Raw genomic sequence first — 14,180 nt, forward strand, 5'->3', positions numbered from 1 at the left:
CCTCGTTCGCAACGAGGAGGCCAGGGGTTCGAATCCCCTCAGCTCCACCCAGGTCAGAGGCCCTTTCCGAGTAATCGGGGAGGGCCTTTGTCGTCGAGTGCAGCAGCAAAATGCAGCAGTAGGGCTTGGTCATGACTCCAGACCATCCAGGCTCGCCCCTAGTCGCTTGAGGGCCTGGCGGGTCACTTCTGAGGGGACGTGGGTGTAGATCTCCATCGTCGTCGAGATCCGGCTGTGCCGAAGGATCTGCATTGCGACTCTCGGGTGGATGTCCATGGCGGCCAGCAGACTCCCGCAGGTGTGACGGGTGTCCTGCACCCTGATCCTCCGGACGCCAGCCAGCACGCAGCGGCGGTTAAAGGCGCGGGCGAAGCTCCGGGGGTCTGTCGGTGCGCCGATGCGTGACGTGAAGCACAAGCCGTCTTTGTCTGGCCACTTCGCATCGAGAGCCAGCTTGTGAGCTGCCTGCTGGGCCTTCCGGTGAGTCAGCGCAGCTACACAGATAGACGGCAGCGGCAGCGGATCATCTGAGGCATCGGTCTTGAGATCATCGAGCACGAGACGCCGGCCGATTCGTTGAAGCCCGTGGATGGGCCAGAGAACGCCCGCGTCGAGATCGACGCCTTGCCACTGAAGGCCGAGTGCTTCGCCCCTGCGCAAACCGAGCACCAGAATCAGTACGTATGTCGCGTAGTAGGGGTCATCCGCTTCCCGGGCGGAGACGAGGAACTGACGCGCGTCTTCGACCGACCATGGTTTGACCTTCGTCTTCCTGCCTGGTGAAAGCTTCATCAGTGCCGCTGGGTTCTTGCTGATCCGCTCTTCTGCGACCGCATTCGTTAAGGCCGATCTCAGCACCGTACGCACGTCGTGGACGCTTCGCTTCGAAAGCCGTTGTTCGCAGCATTTGCCAATCGCGCAGCACCGCTGCTTCTTCTCTGGCCGTGCGGCATCTTTTCCCTGTTTGCAGCACTGGCAGGTAACCGCCAGCTTGTTGAAGAACTCTCGCAAGGTGCGAACGTCCAGCTTGTTGAGGCGCTTCTCGCCAAGTCCAGGGTGCAAATAGAGACGAACTGTTCTGTCGTATGTGTCAATCGTCTTCAAGCGGCGGTGGGGCCGAATGACTTCGTCCATCCAGCCATTGAGGTACTCGGAGACCTTCGGGTGACTAGTTGCCACCGGCCCCTGCTTAGCCTCCGCTTGTAAAGTGATCCATCTGGCGTGGACGTCATCGCGGTTCTTGCCGGAAACATACTTCCGGCGACTGCGGCCGCTCGGTGTAGTCACCCACACATAGCCGCGGAAGCCGTCATCGACTGGGTAGAAGGAGCCCTCGCCGTTAGCTCGCGTTCGGCCTGTCATGCTGCCTGCTTCTCTGCGATGTGCTTGACATAGTCATCGACCCATTCCGGAAGGATGCGGCGGCTGCCGCCGTCTTTGACCGATTTGAGATCGCCCTGCTTCACCAGCATCTTTGTCTTGGACAGTCCGTAGCCGAGCATTTGCGAGACTTCGGCGATGGTGAACCATCTCCGTTCAATCACTTGCGTCATGCCACTACCCTTCGCTTGACGGTTACGTGTCAGTTGTCGTTGCTTTCGGCAATCAGTTCTTTGATGAGTCGTCGGTGTTCGCGTGCTTTGGCTGCTGCGGTGTTGGCGAGTAGGGCGTCACCGATGGTTCGCCAGCCGGTGTTGGCGTAGGTGAAGTTGCCGACGATGAGGGTGGTTTCGGTGTCGCCTGTGTGTTCGGCGGTGCGGTGTCGTTCGCGTCGCCAGTTGCTGCGGGCCTCGCGGAGTGCTTTGAGGGTGGTGGAGTACTGGCGGGACTTGGTGGAGAAGTGGCCGCCGAAGCCGAGCATGTGTGCCCACCGCTGAAGTCGCCGGTAGGACAGGCGTCCGGAGTTCTTTGCGGCTTCGTCGGGGTCGAGGTCGGAGCCGGGCCGTCCGAGTCGCCAGCAAGCGTCGACCAATCGGCCGGCATGGGTGTGCTGGTCGGCGTAACGGCGGATGGTGGAGTTGGTGAGGCGTGCTGAGGAGTGACCGGTGGCTTCGGCTGCTTTTGTGGCGTACTTGGCCAGGTAGCCCGCGACGGCGGTTTCGGTGATCACTCCGTCGACGGCTTGCCGGACTGGGCGTAGGTCGAGTTGGTTGCCCCAGGCGATGACCCAGCCGTCAGGGTTGTCGGGGTGTGGCAGGGACCGGAACCGGGTGGTCGCGACGACACGGCGGATCTCTGCAGCGAGGAGGGTGTAGTCCGCGGTGAGGTGTGGCGCGGTGACGGCGCGGGGTTCGATGGGGTCGACGCCGTCGAGCCGGATGAGGGCGTGGAAGTGTGCGACGCCTCGTGCCTGCATTTCGGCGACCTTGCCGTAGGACAGCTTGAGCTGGAGGCCGTGGGCTTTGGCCCAGTTGCGGAGGGTGTCTTTGGCGCGGTCCATCGTGCGGCGCCAGAGTTCGCCGGACAGGGCGTTCCAGACGACCTGGTGGTCGTGGTCGTAGCAGTCCAGGCAGAACGGTGTCCCGAGGGTCTTCTCGTCGTCGCGGTGGGTCTGGTGGCAGCGTTGGTCGATGCCGTGGGGGCAGGGGTCCGGGTTGCGGCGTGGTCGGCAGACCTGGTTGCGGAGTTGGCCGTCTTTGCCACGGGTTTTGCGGGCGGAGTGGACGGCTCCGAACGATGGCGCGGTGAAGGTGACGAAGGCGCAGGGGTGCTGGGCGACGGTGTCGGGGATGCCTTTGCCGCCGCGTAGTCCGGCGAGGACGAGTTGGTAGGTGTCGGCGCGGTAGGTCTCTGCGCAGGAGGGGCAGACGGCGGCGCGGCGGTTGCCGCAGGCTTTGTAGATGACGCGGTCTGGCATGTCGTCGGTGTGGCGGGTGGAGATGATGCGCCCGGTGCGTTCGGAGACCACATGTGATTCGCCGCGTAGCTGGATGGGGCGGACGCAGCCACCTGCGGAGGCGGTGTGGTCGAGCCATTGGCCGTAGTCGGCAGTGGAGGCGGCGCGGTCGATGGCTTCTTCGAGCGCTGAGGCGGGGTTGACGCGTTTGCCGGGGTCGAGGGTGTGTCTGTGCTCGGAGATGATCTCTACGCCGCCCAGGAGGCCGCCCAGGACGTTGAGTGCGTCTTCGGTGCTGGTCATGAGTGGTCTCCTTCCTGGCGTCAGTGGGTGCCGGTGGGCGGCCGGAGATCTTGTTGGCCGGCCTGCTGGTTTCGGGGTGCTCGAGCGGGTCTGGACGGGAGGATTTGCGGTCAGGGGGCGAGGGTGGGACCGGTTTCGAGTTCGGCGGTGCCGAAGAGGTGGTAGCCGCAGCCGATGCAGTAGCGGCCGACGAGGATGTCGCCCATGACCACGCGGGTGTAGTCGTCGCCGGGTTCGAGGACGGTGGGGCACCAGTCGTGGCCGCCGAGGTGTTCGTTGGCGACCCAGTCGCACAGGAAGTAGTTATCGGCGGTGTCGCGGTGGGCGGTGAGTTCGGCGTAGGCGCTGAGGTCGAGGCTCATCAGTGGGGTTCCTCTCGGTCGGTGGTGCGTGGGTTGGTGTGGTTCGGTGTTCGCCCTCCCCTCCGGGACCTTGTTGATTCCGGAAGGGAGAGCCAGCAACGGACCGGGACTATTCGTCGGGTTCGAAGTGGGTGTCGCAGATGCCGCAGGTGATGTCGCCTTCGGCGAGGACTGCTTTGGCGACGCGGATCCGGCGTGGGCATTGGCACACGCAGGCGATGGCGTTGTTGTTGTTCTTCTTGGCTTTGCCGTCGCCGGTGGTTTCGGGGTGCCGGTAGGCGATCAGCGCCTTCTTGAGTTCGGCGATGACCTGCTTGTAGGTGGTGGCTGTTTCGGCACGCAGGGTGCACTTGGACCAGCCGTGCTTGGGGTCTTTGTCGAGGACGTCGAGGCCGAGTTCGGAGGCGATGAGCCCGAACTTCTGGTTGTGCCAGCGGCCTTGTCGGCTGGTGTCTTGGATCTCGCGGGTGTGGGCGAGAGCGTGGGTGGCTTCGTGGAGCAGGGTGGTGAAGACCTCTTCGACGGGTCGTTGGAGTCCTTCGCCGGAGATGAGGACTTCGGCGAGTTGGTTGTCTCCGTGTTGCCAGCGATTCGAGGCGAAGTGCCCGTGCCTGGCTTCTTTGGTTGCGGTGCCGGAGCCGACGATGATGACGACGGCCGGGATCTCGGGGTGGTTGGTCCGGATCGCTGCCCAGCCGTTTTCGAGGGTGGCGACGAGTTGGGCTGTGGTGTAGGTGTCTTGACGCTTACGTGTCAGCCGGGCTGCCGGTGACCCGGTGCGGGTCTTGGCGGTCTTCTTCGTGGCCCGCTTGATGGTGACGGTGACGGCTGGGTGGCTGCCTCCCGTGGTGAGTTCACGTAGTTTGTTGCGTACGGCAATGAGCGAGGTGTAGCCGGAGGCTCTGCCGCCTTCGGTGGAGCGGACCTTGTCCATGCGGAGTTGGACCGAGGCAAGGGCAGCGGTAGGTGTGCCTTCGTAGGTGGCTGTTGTCCTGGTGACGGTCCACCCTTTGATGGTGGTCAGCTTCGCCGTGTTGAGGTTGGTCAGACCCGTGAGCTTCGTGGTGGTCGCGGGCTTGGTGGCGGCCGGTTCTGGGATGACCGGCATCTCGGGTAGGTCGAGTTGTCCGGGGACCTGAACGACGGGTGTGAGCATATCGGTGGTCATTGGCAGCCCTCGCAGTTGCAGTAGGGCTCTTCGTTGCCGAAATACCCGACCGCTTCGGCAGGGATGGAAGCGTTGTCGGTGTTGGGCTCTTCACCGTCGTCTGCTTCGGATTGCAGGGACGGGTGAACGCAGGCCCACATCAGCAGCAGATCTAGTGCTTCACGTTGGTCGGTGTCGGCTTGGAGCCGGGCGTCTTCGATGTCTTCGGCCAGTGCCTCAAGAGCCACGGTGCCGGTGCTGGCGAGCTGAGCGAATGCTCGCCCTTGAGTGCCTGGGGATTGCCAACCGGCAGCAATGGTCAATGCCGAACAGTCATCCAGGTAGGCGGTTTCGCCGTTGGTGGCGGCAGTCTTGATCCGCGCGAGATCGGTCGAGAGTTCCCGGTCGAGTGCGTGGGTGCGGGTCGAGGTCGTGAGGTAGGTGTTCACCACTGTTCTCCGTTCTCGGTGGCCTGTTGCATGGCGCACGTCATGTGGCATGGCTGGTTGGTGTAGGGATCGCGCATCGATGCGGGGTAGCCGCAGAGGTTGCACAGTCGGGGATCTCCTACCGGGGCGTGTGCCCAGTCCTCTGCTCGCTCGGAGCGGTGTGTCTTCTTGGACGGGGTCTTCTTCTTGACCGGCTCGCTGGCCGGGGTGCTCACGGTGGGGGTGAGGTCTGTCGTGATGGCTTGTTGGCCTTGACAGTTACGTGTCACGCGGCGCCGGTTGCCCGGTTTAGATGCCGCGCGCATCAGTTGTCCTGGACGACGAGTCGTAGTTCGGCGAAGTGCCGTAGGCAGAAGGACGGCAGATCTCCGTAGCCGAGGTAGACGAACCACCAGTGGGTGTCGGCTTGTCCGAGGATCCGGCCCTGGTACCAGCCCCAGGCGGGGTTGCAGTAGGTCGGTTCGATGTCGTCTTCGGTCTGTTCCCCGAGCGGAGTCCAAACCTTGGTTCCTTCTGGCAAGCGACCGTCGTTCTCAATCAGATCGCCATTGGTTTGGAAGGTGCGCTTCCAGTGGTCGTAGACGTCCGGCCGATCCGGTGACGACTTGGTCATGACGGGTCCTCGGTCCACTCGTTGGGGACGTAGAGGGGTTGGTTGTTGCGCTCGTGGGTGTCGCCGGTGGAGTGGGCGCTTTGGTGTTCTTCGAGGAGCGTGCGGGCTTCGTAGAGTGCGTCGATGAGTCCGCTGAGTGCGGTGACGGAGCTGGTGACCAGTTCGATCTCGATCGGGTTTCCGCCGAGGTCTATAACGACGGATGGGATCTCGCCGTTGCAGACGAGGTTGATGCTGGTGACGGCGTCGTCGGTGAAGTCGTAGCCGACGATGATGCGGTCTTCGCGTTCGCCGCTGTTGGCGTCGTAGTAGGTCATGAGGCCACCGCCTGTCGGACGGTGTAAGCCTTGTTCCATTGGCTGTTGAAGGCTTGCCCGGTACGGCAGGCCGACCAGCAGACACCGCAGCGGTGGGGCTGGGTGGGGGAGTAGACGAAGGCTCCGCAGTTGTGGAGCCAGCCGCTTCGGCCGGCCTCGTCACGGACGGCGGTCATGGAGCCTGCGGGGATGGGTTTGACGGTGATCATGCGGCGGCCCTCCTGAAGTGAGCGGCGCGGCGGACGAGCTTGGTGACGTGGAGGTCGGTGAGGAAGGCGGTTTTGAAGCGGCGGGGGATGCCGCCTTCGGCCAGGAGCAGTCCGATGCCGAGGGCATCGGGTGAGATCTGCTTGGCGGAGTAGCCTTCTTTGGCCCAGCCGGTGCCGAGGATGATGTCGGAGCTGGAGTCGGTGGTGCAGCGGAACGCGATCCGGTACGAGAACAGATCCCGCAGCGAGGTGGGGACGATGTCCGCACTAGGCCGCTGGGTTGCGGCGACGACGATGATGCCTGCGGCGCGGCCACGGGCGACGAGGTCACGGACGAGGGTGACGAATTCCTTCTGCTGTTCGGGTGTGCCGACGGTGACCGAGAAGTAGGCCAGTTCGTCGATGGCGAGCAGGGTTGCCCGGAACTCGTCTTTGGAGGTGATCTTCTTGGCCCCGGTGCGGGCCAGGTGCAGGTACCGGTTGTCCATCTCGGCCTGGAGGCCGCGGAGCACTTTGAGGGCTTGGTTGATGTTGTTGCCGACGAACTCTTTCGCCACGGGGGCGAACGGGAGCATTTCGACGAGCTTGCCGTCGATCAGGATCAGATCGACATCGGTGCAGAGTGCGGCGTGGGCAACGATGTTGCCGAGTGCAACGGATTTGCCGGAGCCGGGTTCGCCACCGAGCAGGACGTTGCGGTACATGAGCGGCAGGTAGACCGCGTTGCCGCGTGTGTCGAGGCCCAGGTAGGCGGGTTGGTAGATGGATAGTGCACCTTTGGGTGCGGGGGTGCCCCCCGGCCTGCGCCGGGGGAACACCGATCTCGGTTTGAAGCTAGACATAGTCGGACACGTCTTCTCCGTTGGGACCCAAGATGGCCGCCTGACTGTCGTTGACAGTGGTGCCGAACTTGGTTTTAGAGGTTCGGGAGCGGCCCTCTCCAGACGTGCCGGTTTTGGCCGGCGGTTCGCTGGAATCGGTGTCGCCGGTGGCGTTGTCCTGGGTGATGAGCGCCAGGAGAGCGTCGTCGTTGACGGCTGCCTCGGGCATGCCGTCGGTGTCTTCGAGCAGAGGCGAGGTGATGGTCGTCTTTGCCAGGGGGTCGCGGCGATCGATGTCGACGCGGATCGCTGAGGCGTTGCGTTCGCTACGGCTGATTTTCGCGGTGCGTGCCCAGCACGCGGCAGCGATGGTTTCGGACTTGTTGTCGAGGTCTTCGGCCGACAGGCCGGGACGCATCCACAGGTAGACGGCTTCGCCGGTCTTGGTGGAGATACAGGCGACGATGAACGGCAGGTTCCCTGAGTAGTTCAGGGTCCTCATCTCGGTCAGGCACGCGCGGATGCGGTGCCGGGTGATGACGCACCAGACGCGGTTGCGCAGGAACCGGCGAAACGGCCGGACCGTGAGCACCACGGGAACGGGTGCTGCCATGACGAGCAGGGCCGGGACGGGAGCGAACTCCCAGCCGTCCGGCGTGATCAGGTGGTAGTAGACGACCGCGAGCACGGTCAGCCAGGTGATTTCCCAGCGCCAGCGCCACAGGCACAGCGCGATGATGACCGGCAGGGACTGCGACGGCCGGATGATGGTCTCGACCGTGGAGGTCATACCGCGACCGCGGCGTACTCGACCGGCAGACCGGTTGCGGGTAGATTTAGGCATGACAAGACGCCCCTTTCAGGGGAGTTGAGTCAGGAAAGACACGAAGCCAGGACGGTTCTCAGGCCTATGACCCGGCTTCGTGTCCGTGTTCCAGGAGCGGCCCCCTTCTAGGGGGTCGTTCTTAGTTGTTGGTGAGTTCGATCCCGAAGTCACCGCGTGCGACCGTTGACACGTACTCGTCAATGACGCTCTGGTTGCCGCCGCACTTCAGGGACAGTGCCTCGAAGGCGATGGTGCGAAGTTCGACGAGCTGGGCTCGTCGGTTCCAGGTCTTGTCGTTCACTTCAAGGACCGACTCGACCAGGCTGACGTTGAAGTCGTGCGAGGTGATTGCTGTCTTCTCGATGTTGCGGGTGGACTGGACTAGAAGCCGGTCCAGAACTTCGATCTGCACGCAGATCGACACGTAGTGCAGAGTGGCCTCGCGCGCAGACGGCGTGCCATCGGTGGTGATGTAGGTCATCGGGAAGTCCTTTCGGGACTGGTTGACACGTGAGTGTCAACGGGCGGATGTCCGGCAGAAGCCGAGGCCCAGACCGCGTACGCGTACTCGCGTGCGGCATAGAGATTGAGGCGGCGCTCGTGCGCCTCCTTGTAGAGGTCGATCAGTTGCCAGAACGCGTCGGACGCGTAGATGGCGGTGATGTCGTTGCTGATCGCAACAACAGGTTCAGCCCGGTCAAGGCTGCTAGCGATGCTCTGATCCAAGAAGACCAGAACGAGTTCGATCTGAACGATTTCGTTGCACGCGGCCACGTACTCGGTCCGTGCCTGATTCGCTGTGATGGTTCGATGGTCCATCGGTTGCGACATGACTACCCCTTTGGCTGAGCAGTTGCACGAGATCACGGGACGAGTGGAGAACTAGGCAGCCTTGCCAGCGGCCTGCTGGTTGAGCGACTTGGCGCGGAATGCGACACCGTTCTTGCCGTTGGTGGCCCACGGCATGGCCTCCAGCTCGACCGGGTTGACGGCAGCGCCAACGTTGACCTTCGGCATGGCATTGCCCGCGAGAGTCACGTTGATCACCTCGCCACCCGTCTCGTCGAGCGCCATGACCTGAACCGTCCACAGCAACTCATCGGTGTTCCTGTCCGTCTTCTGCCGGCCCTCCCGGCCGTTCTGGCTCTGCTCACGCTTCTCCGTCGCAGCCCTGGTGACCGTGAACGTCTTGCCCGTGGTGTCGATGTTCAACTTCATGAGAATCGCCCTCTCTAGGCGTCAGCGGGGCATCCACTGCGGATGCTTCAACCCGGTATAGCGATGGTATATACCGGGTCTATACCGGGTCAAGTCCAAAGCTAGAGAAGTTTCGGGCGCATGAAGAAGGGCGCTGACACGTAGGTGTCAACGCCCTGTGAGGCTTGCTGGTAAGGCTGCTACTCCGGAGGAGCCTCGGGTGTTGCGAAGGCTCGTCCGATCCATGGTGGAGCCAGGAGCGCGGGTACGGCTAAGAGTCCTGCCGCGATCCAAAGGGGGGCGTGCAAGCCCCATGCGGTTGCCGCCAGGCCGCCGAGCAAGCCGCCCGCGGGGAGCATGCCGGTACCGAGGACCCTGAAAGACGTTACGACTCTGCCGAGCATGTCTGGCGGAGTCAGTCGCTGCCTTGCGCCGACTACGACAACAGTTGCGATGGAGGTTCCCATGAAGGCGATAGCGAGCATCGCTCCCGCTACGTAGGGACTCCCTGTAGCTGCAAGACCGGCCCAGGCAACTACCTGTGCTGCCATTGCAAGTTGCAGGGCTCGAAGATCGCCTAGCTTTCTGATCACCCGCGATGCAAGTAGCCCACCGCCGATACTGCCGATAGCGCCCACTGCTAGGAGGAGGCCGTAGGCAGCGTTGGCAACTCCAAGGGCCTCTTGCGCGTAGAGAACCAGTGTGGCGGTCGCGGCGCTGTAAGACAGGTTGCTGATAGCAATCAAAATCGCGAGAGACCGCAGCAGGCTGTGGTGCGCCAACCAGGCCATGCCGTCCCGTATCGAACGGATGATGGAGATGTCGCGGTTCGGGACTCTGACGGTCTTGTGCTTCAGGAAGCCAACGCATACGGCGGACACCAGGAATGATGCGGCGTTCGCCAGGAAGGGGATTGAGGCGCCCACCACAAAGATCGCTGACCCAGTAGGTGGCCCCAGAAGGGATCTGCCTGCACTACTTAGCGATCCTTGGCGGCCGTTCACCTCGTTCAGCAGGTCTGGGTCGCGATCGACGAGCTCCGGGATGATGCTTTGAGATGCGGCATCAAAGAAGGTCGTTCCTGCCATCACGAGGAAGGCTGCGAGCGCAAGGAGCGGGACCGAGGCGTGTCCTGTGCCGATCGCGGCCGCCACCAAGATCAAGACCAGTAGTCGACCGAGATCCGCGGAGATCATGACAGCGCGGTAGGGGAGTCGGTCTACGAGCGCGCCTGCGAATGGTCCGATGAAAACCCAGGGGATCATCTCGGCAGCGCTGACGATGGCGACCGCTGTGGGATCCCGAGTTATGGCTGCCGCAGCAAGCGGAATCGCGGCGGCGAAGATGCCGTCCCCGAAGGAGGAGACGGCAGTGGCGACATACAACGCACGGAGTTGGCCGGTAATACCGCCCTTGTGCTCCTGCATGGTGGTCATCTCCTGATCCTCCTTCGGGTCGGGCTACTAGTAATTAGTCGAAGTCGCCAGCGGCCAGGCCGGCAGCGAAGACGCGCCATTCGGCAGCGTCGAAAGTGAGGACGTGCGACCCCTCGCCAAGCTTCGAGTCACGGATGGCGCGCCATCCATCGGGCCCCTTGGCTACCTCGACGCAGGGCGAGTCGTTGCCGCAGTTTCCTTTGGTTGCTGTGATGAATGGCCCGAAGTCTTCGAGCGGAGGCGGACTGGGGACAGTGGACACAGTTGTTTCCCTTCACTCGTGGATGGCGTCAGCCAACCACTTCAACGATTCTTCTGGATTCAATGCTATTTCAGTCAATTCTTGCCAAAATGTGTTGTATTGGCCAACGTCGCGGTTCGATCTGAAACTAACTTGAGCGGCGAATGTGTCGACCAGTACGACGGAGTCATCCTGCCCGATGTCATAGATGATGAAACTTCCGATGGGAACGAGTCCGTACGGACGTCCTCGGGGCATTATTTGGACGGTGACGTGATCAAGCTGCGCTGCCTTATGGATCTGTTTTAGCAATCCAAGGCGCAAGTCGGAGGGGGCATTTATGAAGGTCAAGTCGAGAGCGGACTCAGTAATGACCACGTGATAGAGAGGTCGGGGACCTTTCAGGACGACCTTTACCCGACGCATCCGCGCCATCGCAGCCTCTTCGGCTTTGACTGGATCTTTTTCATATCCCAGCATTAGCATGCGAGCATATTCAAGAGTATTGAGCTGCCCCGGTGCGAATAGTGGCTGGAAATGGCGCATTCCCTCGGCCTGCATCTCAAGCCGATGAATCTCTTCCTGGCGTTCGACCAGTCCGGTTCGCGTAATAGTAAATGTTGAAAGGACTTCTGTTGACCCGTCTTCTACTAAACGGGCTAGCAATAGTCGATAGTCCTTGTTTTCAAGGCGATCAAGGCCTTCTGAGAGTCGGCGACGCACGGCAGCCGTTAAGTCCTGCGCATGAAGCAATGAGGTGACCGCCTCGGCGGTCGCGAGTCGAAGTGATTCGACTGAGCCAAGGTCCGGGTGACGGGTTCCCGTCTCCCATCGAGAGATCGCTACCTGAGATACCCCTAGGCGGTCGGCAGCTTGCTTGCCAGACATCCCAGCCAGGTTGCGCATCCAGCGCAACTCAACTCCAAGAGGGGATGGGGGTGCGGCTGCGGGCATTAGTGAATTCGCCTCTCAGACCTAGACACACCCCAGTATAAACCGGGTATATACCGCCCGGTCAACCTGCAGGCCTTGTGATTCGGGGGATCTTAGTCCGACTGTGACAGTCGCATCCGGGGTGCCTTGTGACCGCAGGCTCGCGTCTTCGCGCTTGCACATGGCATCCCTGTCCCATCGGTGACCTGACAAGTTTCTCTACGTCTTCAAGACGGGCCCCTCCAGGGCCCGAAAGCGCGCCGCCACCACAGGGCCGGGGGAGCGGGGCAGCCTCCGGCTCCTCGCCTAAGGGCTCGTCGGCCCCGTCCCCCGTTGGCTTGGCGCGCACGCGCCAAAGGGTGCCGGTCGCAGACAGCAGAACTCGCCATCGAACGATCCGACACCCTGTCAGTGTGCTGCTCTCAAAAGGCCGGCTACCCGTCACCGTGGTCCAGGCGGCCCGCCGTCTCACCTTGGCTGCCGCATCGTCCCGCCAGCAATCATGGGAGGGACGGTCCGGCCCGGCCCGCGTCAAGAGCGCCTCCGGCGTCGCTCCGCGATCGAGCAAGCTCGACCCTTGACCCGCACCGCACCAGACCTAAGGTCGGCAGCTATCGGGACGATGCGGCAGGTCTGCCCGTGCGCTTGACACGTAACGGTCAACTCTTTGTGCGCAGAGCATTCATGAGATCCGAAACTGAAACCGCAGTCTGATCTGCCCCGCTTTGGTCGGCTTGGAGATGTGCAATCAGAACTAGTTGCCCCATCGTCTGTAAGAATTTCTGTCTCTCGTCTGCGGATTCAATCTGGGTGCTGTAAACGATAATTGTACCCATGGCTGTAGAAATATCGGTTGCTCGCTGGCGAGCTCGATCCCGTTGCCTCGCTCTGGCTAGCAACACGCCAGCAACCGTGCCGAGTGCCAGGGTCGCGCTAGCGTGCGCGCCAAGGACTTGTGTCCCGTTGTAGCTTTGGCCGATGCTCAGGTAGTGCAAAAGGATCGGAAGCACAGCCATTGCTGATGCGGCGGCTAGGACGATCAGCCCCCATTTATAGGCCCGATCAGATTGTTTCTTATTCTGAACGGCCTCTGCGATGAATCGCGCATCCGTCGCCTGCGATGAGATATTTTCAACGAGAATCTCAGTCTGCTTCGCCTTGGTTGTCAGGTCGGCAGTCACCTTGTCAATCATGGCGATCGCCTGATGTGCCCTGACATCAATGCCTTCAGCAGTCTTATCTACCTCGGAAAAGATCTCCCTTAAGTGAACGATTCTAGACTCGCCGAATGGAACCTCATCCGTGGTCAACTCTAAGACCTGCATTGCATCCTCGGCTTTATTCATGCCGATGAGCGCCCAGGCAATACTGACGTAGTCCGCACTAGGAGCATATGGCGAGGTTTCTCGCGCAAGCTCGATGGCTTGCGAGAAGACGTCAGGGTAACTGGGGATGTTGGCGATCAACGCGGGCGCGAAATTTCGGGCCAACCAAGGTTTCTCCATCTGAATAGCGAGTTCTGCGTATTCAACTCCGAGTGGATAACCTCTGCCACCGGCCTGCGGGCAAAGCCACAGCCCAACGACGATCAATATGTCGGATGGATTTGTAGTCACGTAATTAAGCAGCCCGAGTACGACTTCCTCCTGACTGCTGCGCTGCCAGTCAGCATGGATACCTCGCAACATATCCTCAATATTCGAGTCGCCGGACTCGTTCTGATCTGCTGTTTCCATCGTCGCCCTCCATTCGATGGAGCGATTAGACCACTGCTGACAAGCGGCATCCAAGTTTGACGGGCAGAACAGATTCGAGGCGCCTAAAGTCCGCTGGTGTCTATGTAGTGCGCTTCGTCGGCCACACGTTCGAAGGTAGAAGAAGCGGCCGGTCTGAGCATGCCGGCCATGAGCCACTCTTCGACGGCCTCGCCCCGCTTCAGGTCTCGCACATAGATCACGCGAGCGACCCAGTCCTCCGAGTTGATCTTCTGCCACTCCAAGATCAACCCGACCCAAGGACCCCGCCGTCCGTGGTTGTCGCCCAAGACCCAGCAATGCCGCTTGAGGAGGTCCGGCGGCTTCGGTCGTGGATACCGCTTGTTGCCACCCATGCGTCCAACAATAGAACAAGTGTTCGATGCCTGCCAGTTGACGCGTACGTGTCAACGGATTGCCGGTTGTGGATAACTCAGGGTGAGCGATTGGTGTAGCTGACAGGCTCTTGCCTAGGTCCGGTGAGGTCACCCTCGTGAGTCCTGGCCCGGGCATCAGCCACGGGAGAATGAGTGTCGGAAGGCCGCCGGACCGCATTAGCCAGAGCTGAGTTGCACCCATGAGGAAGCCCGCGAGTGCAGCAGCGAAGTGCAGCAACCGGGGCAACTGGCAATGGCCAAGACATGCCGGGCGCGACCTTCGTTCAGCCTTGAGTGACGCCTGACGACCGTGTTGCCCCGAGTTCGCAACGAGGAGGCCAGGGGTTCGAATCCCCTCA

General features: G+C 61.8%; 19 protein-coding genes. All 19 read right to left on the reverse strand.

Features of this window, described 5'->3' with window-relative positions:
• Positions 1–129 precede the first annotated feature (129 nt).
• The 19 genes from G3I17_RS38880 to G3I17_RS38970 all read right to left on the reverse strand — a co-directional run bounded on the left by G3I17_RS38880 (position 130) and on the right by G3I17_RS38970 (position 13,800).
• A complete protein-coding gene (locus G3I17_RS38880; protein ID WP_164604381.1) occupies positions 130–1,362 on the reverse strand; it encodes a tyrosine-type recombinase/integrase in 1,233 nt (410 codons plus the stop codon).
• The gene (locus tag G3I17_RS38885) at positions 1,359–1,553 is read right to left on the reverse strand and encodes an excisionase family DNA-binding protein (RefSeq protein WP_164604383.1); all 195 of its coding nucleotides are present in this window, start codon (positions 1,551–1,553) and stop codon (positions 1,359–1,361) included. Before G3I17_RS38885 ends, G3I17_RS38880 begins: the two co-directional genes overlap by 4 nt.
• Positions 1,554–1,582: 29 nt before the next feature.
• Positions 1,583–3,139 (reverse strand): replication initiator, encoded by a 1,557-nt coding sequence (locus tag G3I17_RS38890; protein WP_164604385.1) that lies wholly within the window; start codon positions 3,137–3,139, stop codon positions 1,583–1,585.
• A 110-nt stretch (positions 3,140–3,249) separates the two neighbouring features.
• Positions 3,250–3,501: a hypothetical protein gene (locus tag G3I17_RS38895; protein ID WP_164604387.1), complete on the reverse strand. Its 252-nt coding sequence runs from the start codon at positions 3,499–3,501 to the stop codon at positions 3,250–3,252.
• 109 nt (positions 3,502–3,610) lie between these two features.
• Positions 3,611–4,669, reverse strand: a complete 1,059-nt coding sequence (locus G3I17_RS38900) for a hypothetical protein (RefSeq protein WP_164604389.1) — start codon at positions 4,667–4,669, stop codon at positions 3,611–3,613.
• Positions 4,666–5,097: a hypothetical protein gene (locus G3I17_RS38905; protein WP_164604391.1), complete on the reverse strand. Its 432-nt coding sequence runs from the start codon at positions 5,095–5,097 to the stop codon at positions 4,666–4,668. The genes G3I17_RS38900 and G3I17_RS38905 overlap by 4 nt, the downstream gene beginning before the upstream one ends.
• Before the next feature lie 304 nt (positions 5,098–5,401).
• Positions 5,402–5,710 (reverse strand): hypothetical protein, encoded by a 309-nt coding sequence (locus tag G3I17_RS38910; RefSeq protein ID WP_164604393.1) that lies wholly within the window; start codon positions 5,708–5,710, stop codon positions 5,402–5,404.
• Entirely contained in the window at positions 5,707–6,027 is a 321-nt protein-coding gene (locus G3I17_RS38915) for a hypothetical protein (protein ID WP_164604395.1), read from the reverse strand. The genes G3I17_RS38910 and G3I17_RS38915 overlap by 4 nt, the downstream gene beginning before the upstream one ends.
• Positions 6,024–6,236 (reverse strand): hypothetical protein, encoded by a 213-nt coding sequence (locus G3I17_RS38920; protein ID WP_164604397.1) that lies wholly within the window; start codon positions 6,234–6,236, stop codon positions 6,024–6,026. Before G3I17_RS38920 ends, G3I17_RS38915 begins: the two co-directional genes overlap by 4 nt.
• The gene (locus G3I17_RS38925) at positions 6,233–7,078 is read right to left on the reverse strand and encodes an FtsK/SpoIIIE domain-containing protein (protein ID WP_164604399.1); all 846 of its coding nucleotides are present in this window, start codon (positions 7,076–7,078) and stop codon (positions 6,233–6,235) included. Before G3I17_RS38925 ends, G3I17_RS38920 begins: the two co-directional genes overlap by 4 nt.
• The gene (locus tag G3I17_RS38930) at positions 7,071–7,847 is read right to left on the reverse strand and encodes a hypothetical protein (RefSeq protein WP_164604401.1); all 777 of its coding nucleotides are present in this window, start codon (positions 7,845–7,847) and stop codon (positions 7,071–7,073) included. The genes G3I17_RS38925 and G3I17_RS38930 overlap by 8 nt, the downstream gene beginning before the upstream one ends.
• Positions 7,848–8,022: 175 nt before the next feature.
• Positions 8,023–8,364, reverse strand: a complete 342-nt coding sequence (locus G3I17_RS38935; RefSeq protein ID WP_164604403.1) for a hypothetical protein — start codon at positions 8,362–8,364, stop codon at positions 8,023–8,025.
• On the reverse strand, positions 8,361–8,714 hold the full coding sequence (locus G3I17_RS38940) for a hypothetical protein (RefSeq protein ID WP_164604405.1): 354 nt from the start codon (positions 8,712–8,714) through the stop codon (positions 8,361–8,363). The genes G3I17_RS38935 and G3I17_RS38940 overlap by 4 nt, the downstream gene beginning before the upstream one ends.
• 51 nt (positions 8,715–8,765) lie before the next feature.
• The gene (locus G3I17_RS38945) at positions 8,766–9,101 is read right to left on the reverse strand and encodes a hypothetical protein (protein WP_164604407.1); all 336 of its coding nucleotides are present in this window, start codon (positions 9,099–9,101) and stop codon (positions 8,766–8,768) included.
• A 179-nt stretch (positions 9,102–9,280) separates the two neighbouring features.
• Positions 9,281–10,516 (reverse strand): MFS transporter, encoded by a 1,236-nt coding sequence (locus tag G3I17_RS38950; RefSeq protein ID WP_164604409.1) that lies wholly within the window; start codon positions 10,514–10,516, stop codon positions 9,281–9,283.
• A gap of 34 nt (positions 10,517–10,550) precedes the next feature.
• Positions 10,551–10,778, reverse strand: a complete 228-nt coding sequence (locus G3I17_RS42415) for a DUF397 domain-containing protein (protein WP_343238563.1) — start codon at positions 10,776–10,778, stop codon at positions 10,551–10,553.
• A gap of 12 nt (positions 10,779–10,790) precedes the next feature.
• Positions 10,791–11,711: a Scr1 family TA system antitoxin-like transcriptional regulator gene (locus tag G3I17_RS38960; protein ID WP_275402663.1), complete on the reverse strand. Its 921-nt coding sequence runs from the start codon at positions 11,709–11,711 to the stop codon at positions 10,791–10,793.
• Between the two features lie 638 nt (positions 11,712–12,349).
• Positions 12,350–13,426: a hypothetical protein gene (locus tag G3I17_RS38965; protein ID WP_164604413.1), complete on the reverse strand. Its 1,077-nt coding sequence runs from the start codon at positions 13,424–13,426 to the stop codon at positions 12,350–12,352.
• Between the two features lie 83 nt (positions 13,427–13,509).
• Entirely contained in the window at positions 13,510–13,800 is a 291-nt protein-coding gene (locus tag G3I17_RS38970; protein WP_164604415.1) for a hypothetical protein, read from the reverse strand.
• Between the last annotated feature and the right edge of the window lie 380 nt (positions 13,801–14,180).

This window comes from Streptomyces sp. SID13031 (assembly GCF_010548305.1).
Taxonomy (GTDB): Bacteria; Actinomycetota; Actinomycetes; order Propionibacteriales; family Kribbellaceae; genus Kribbella.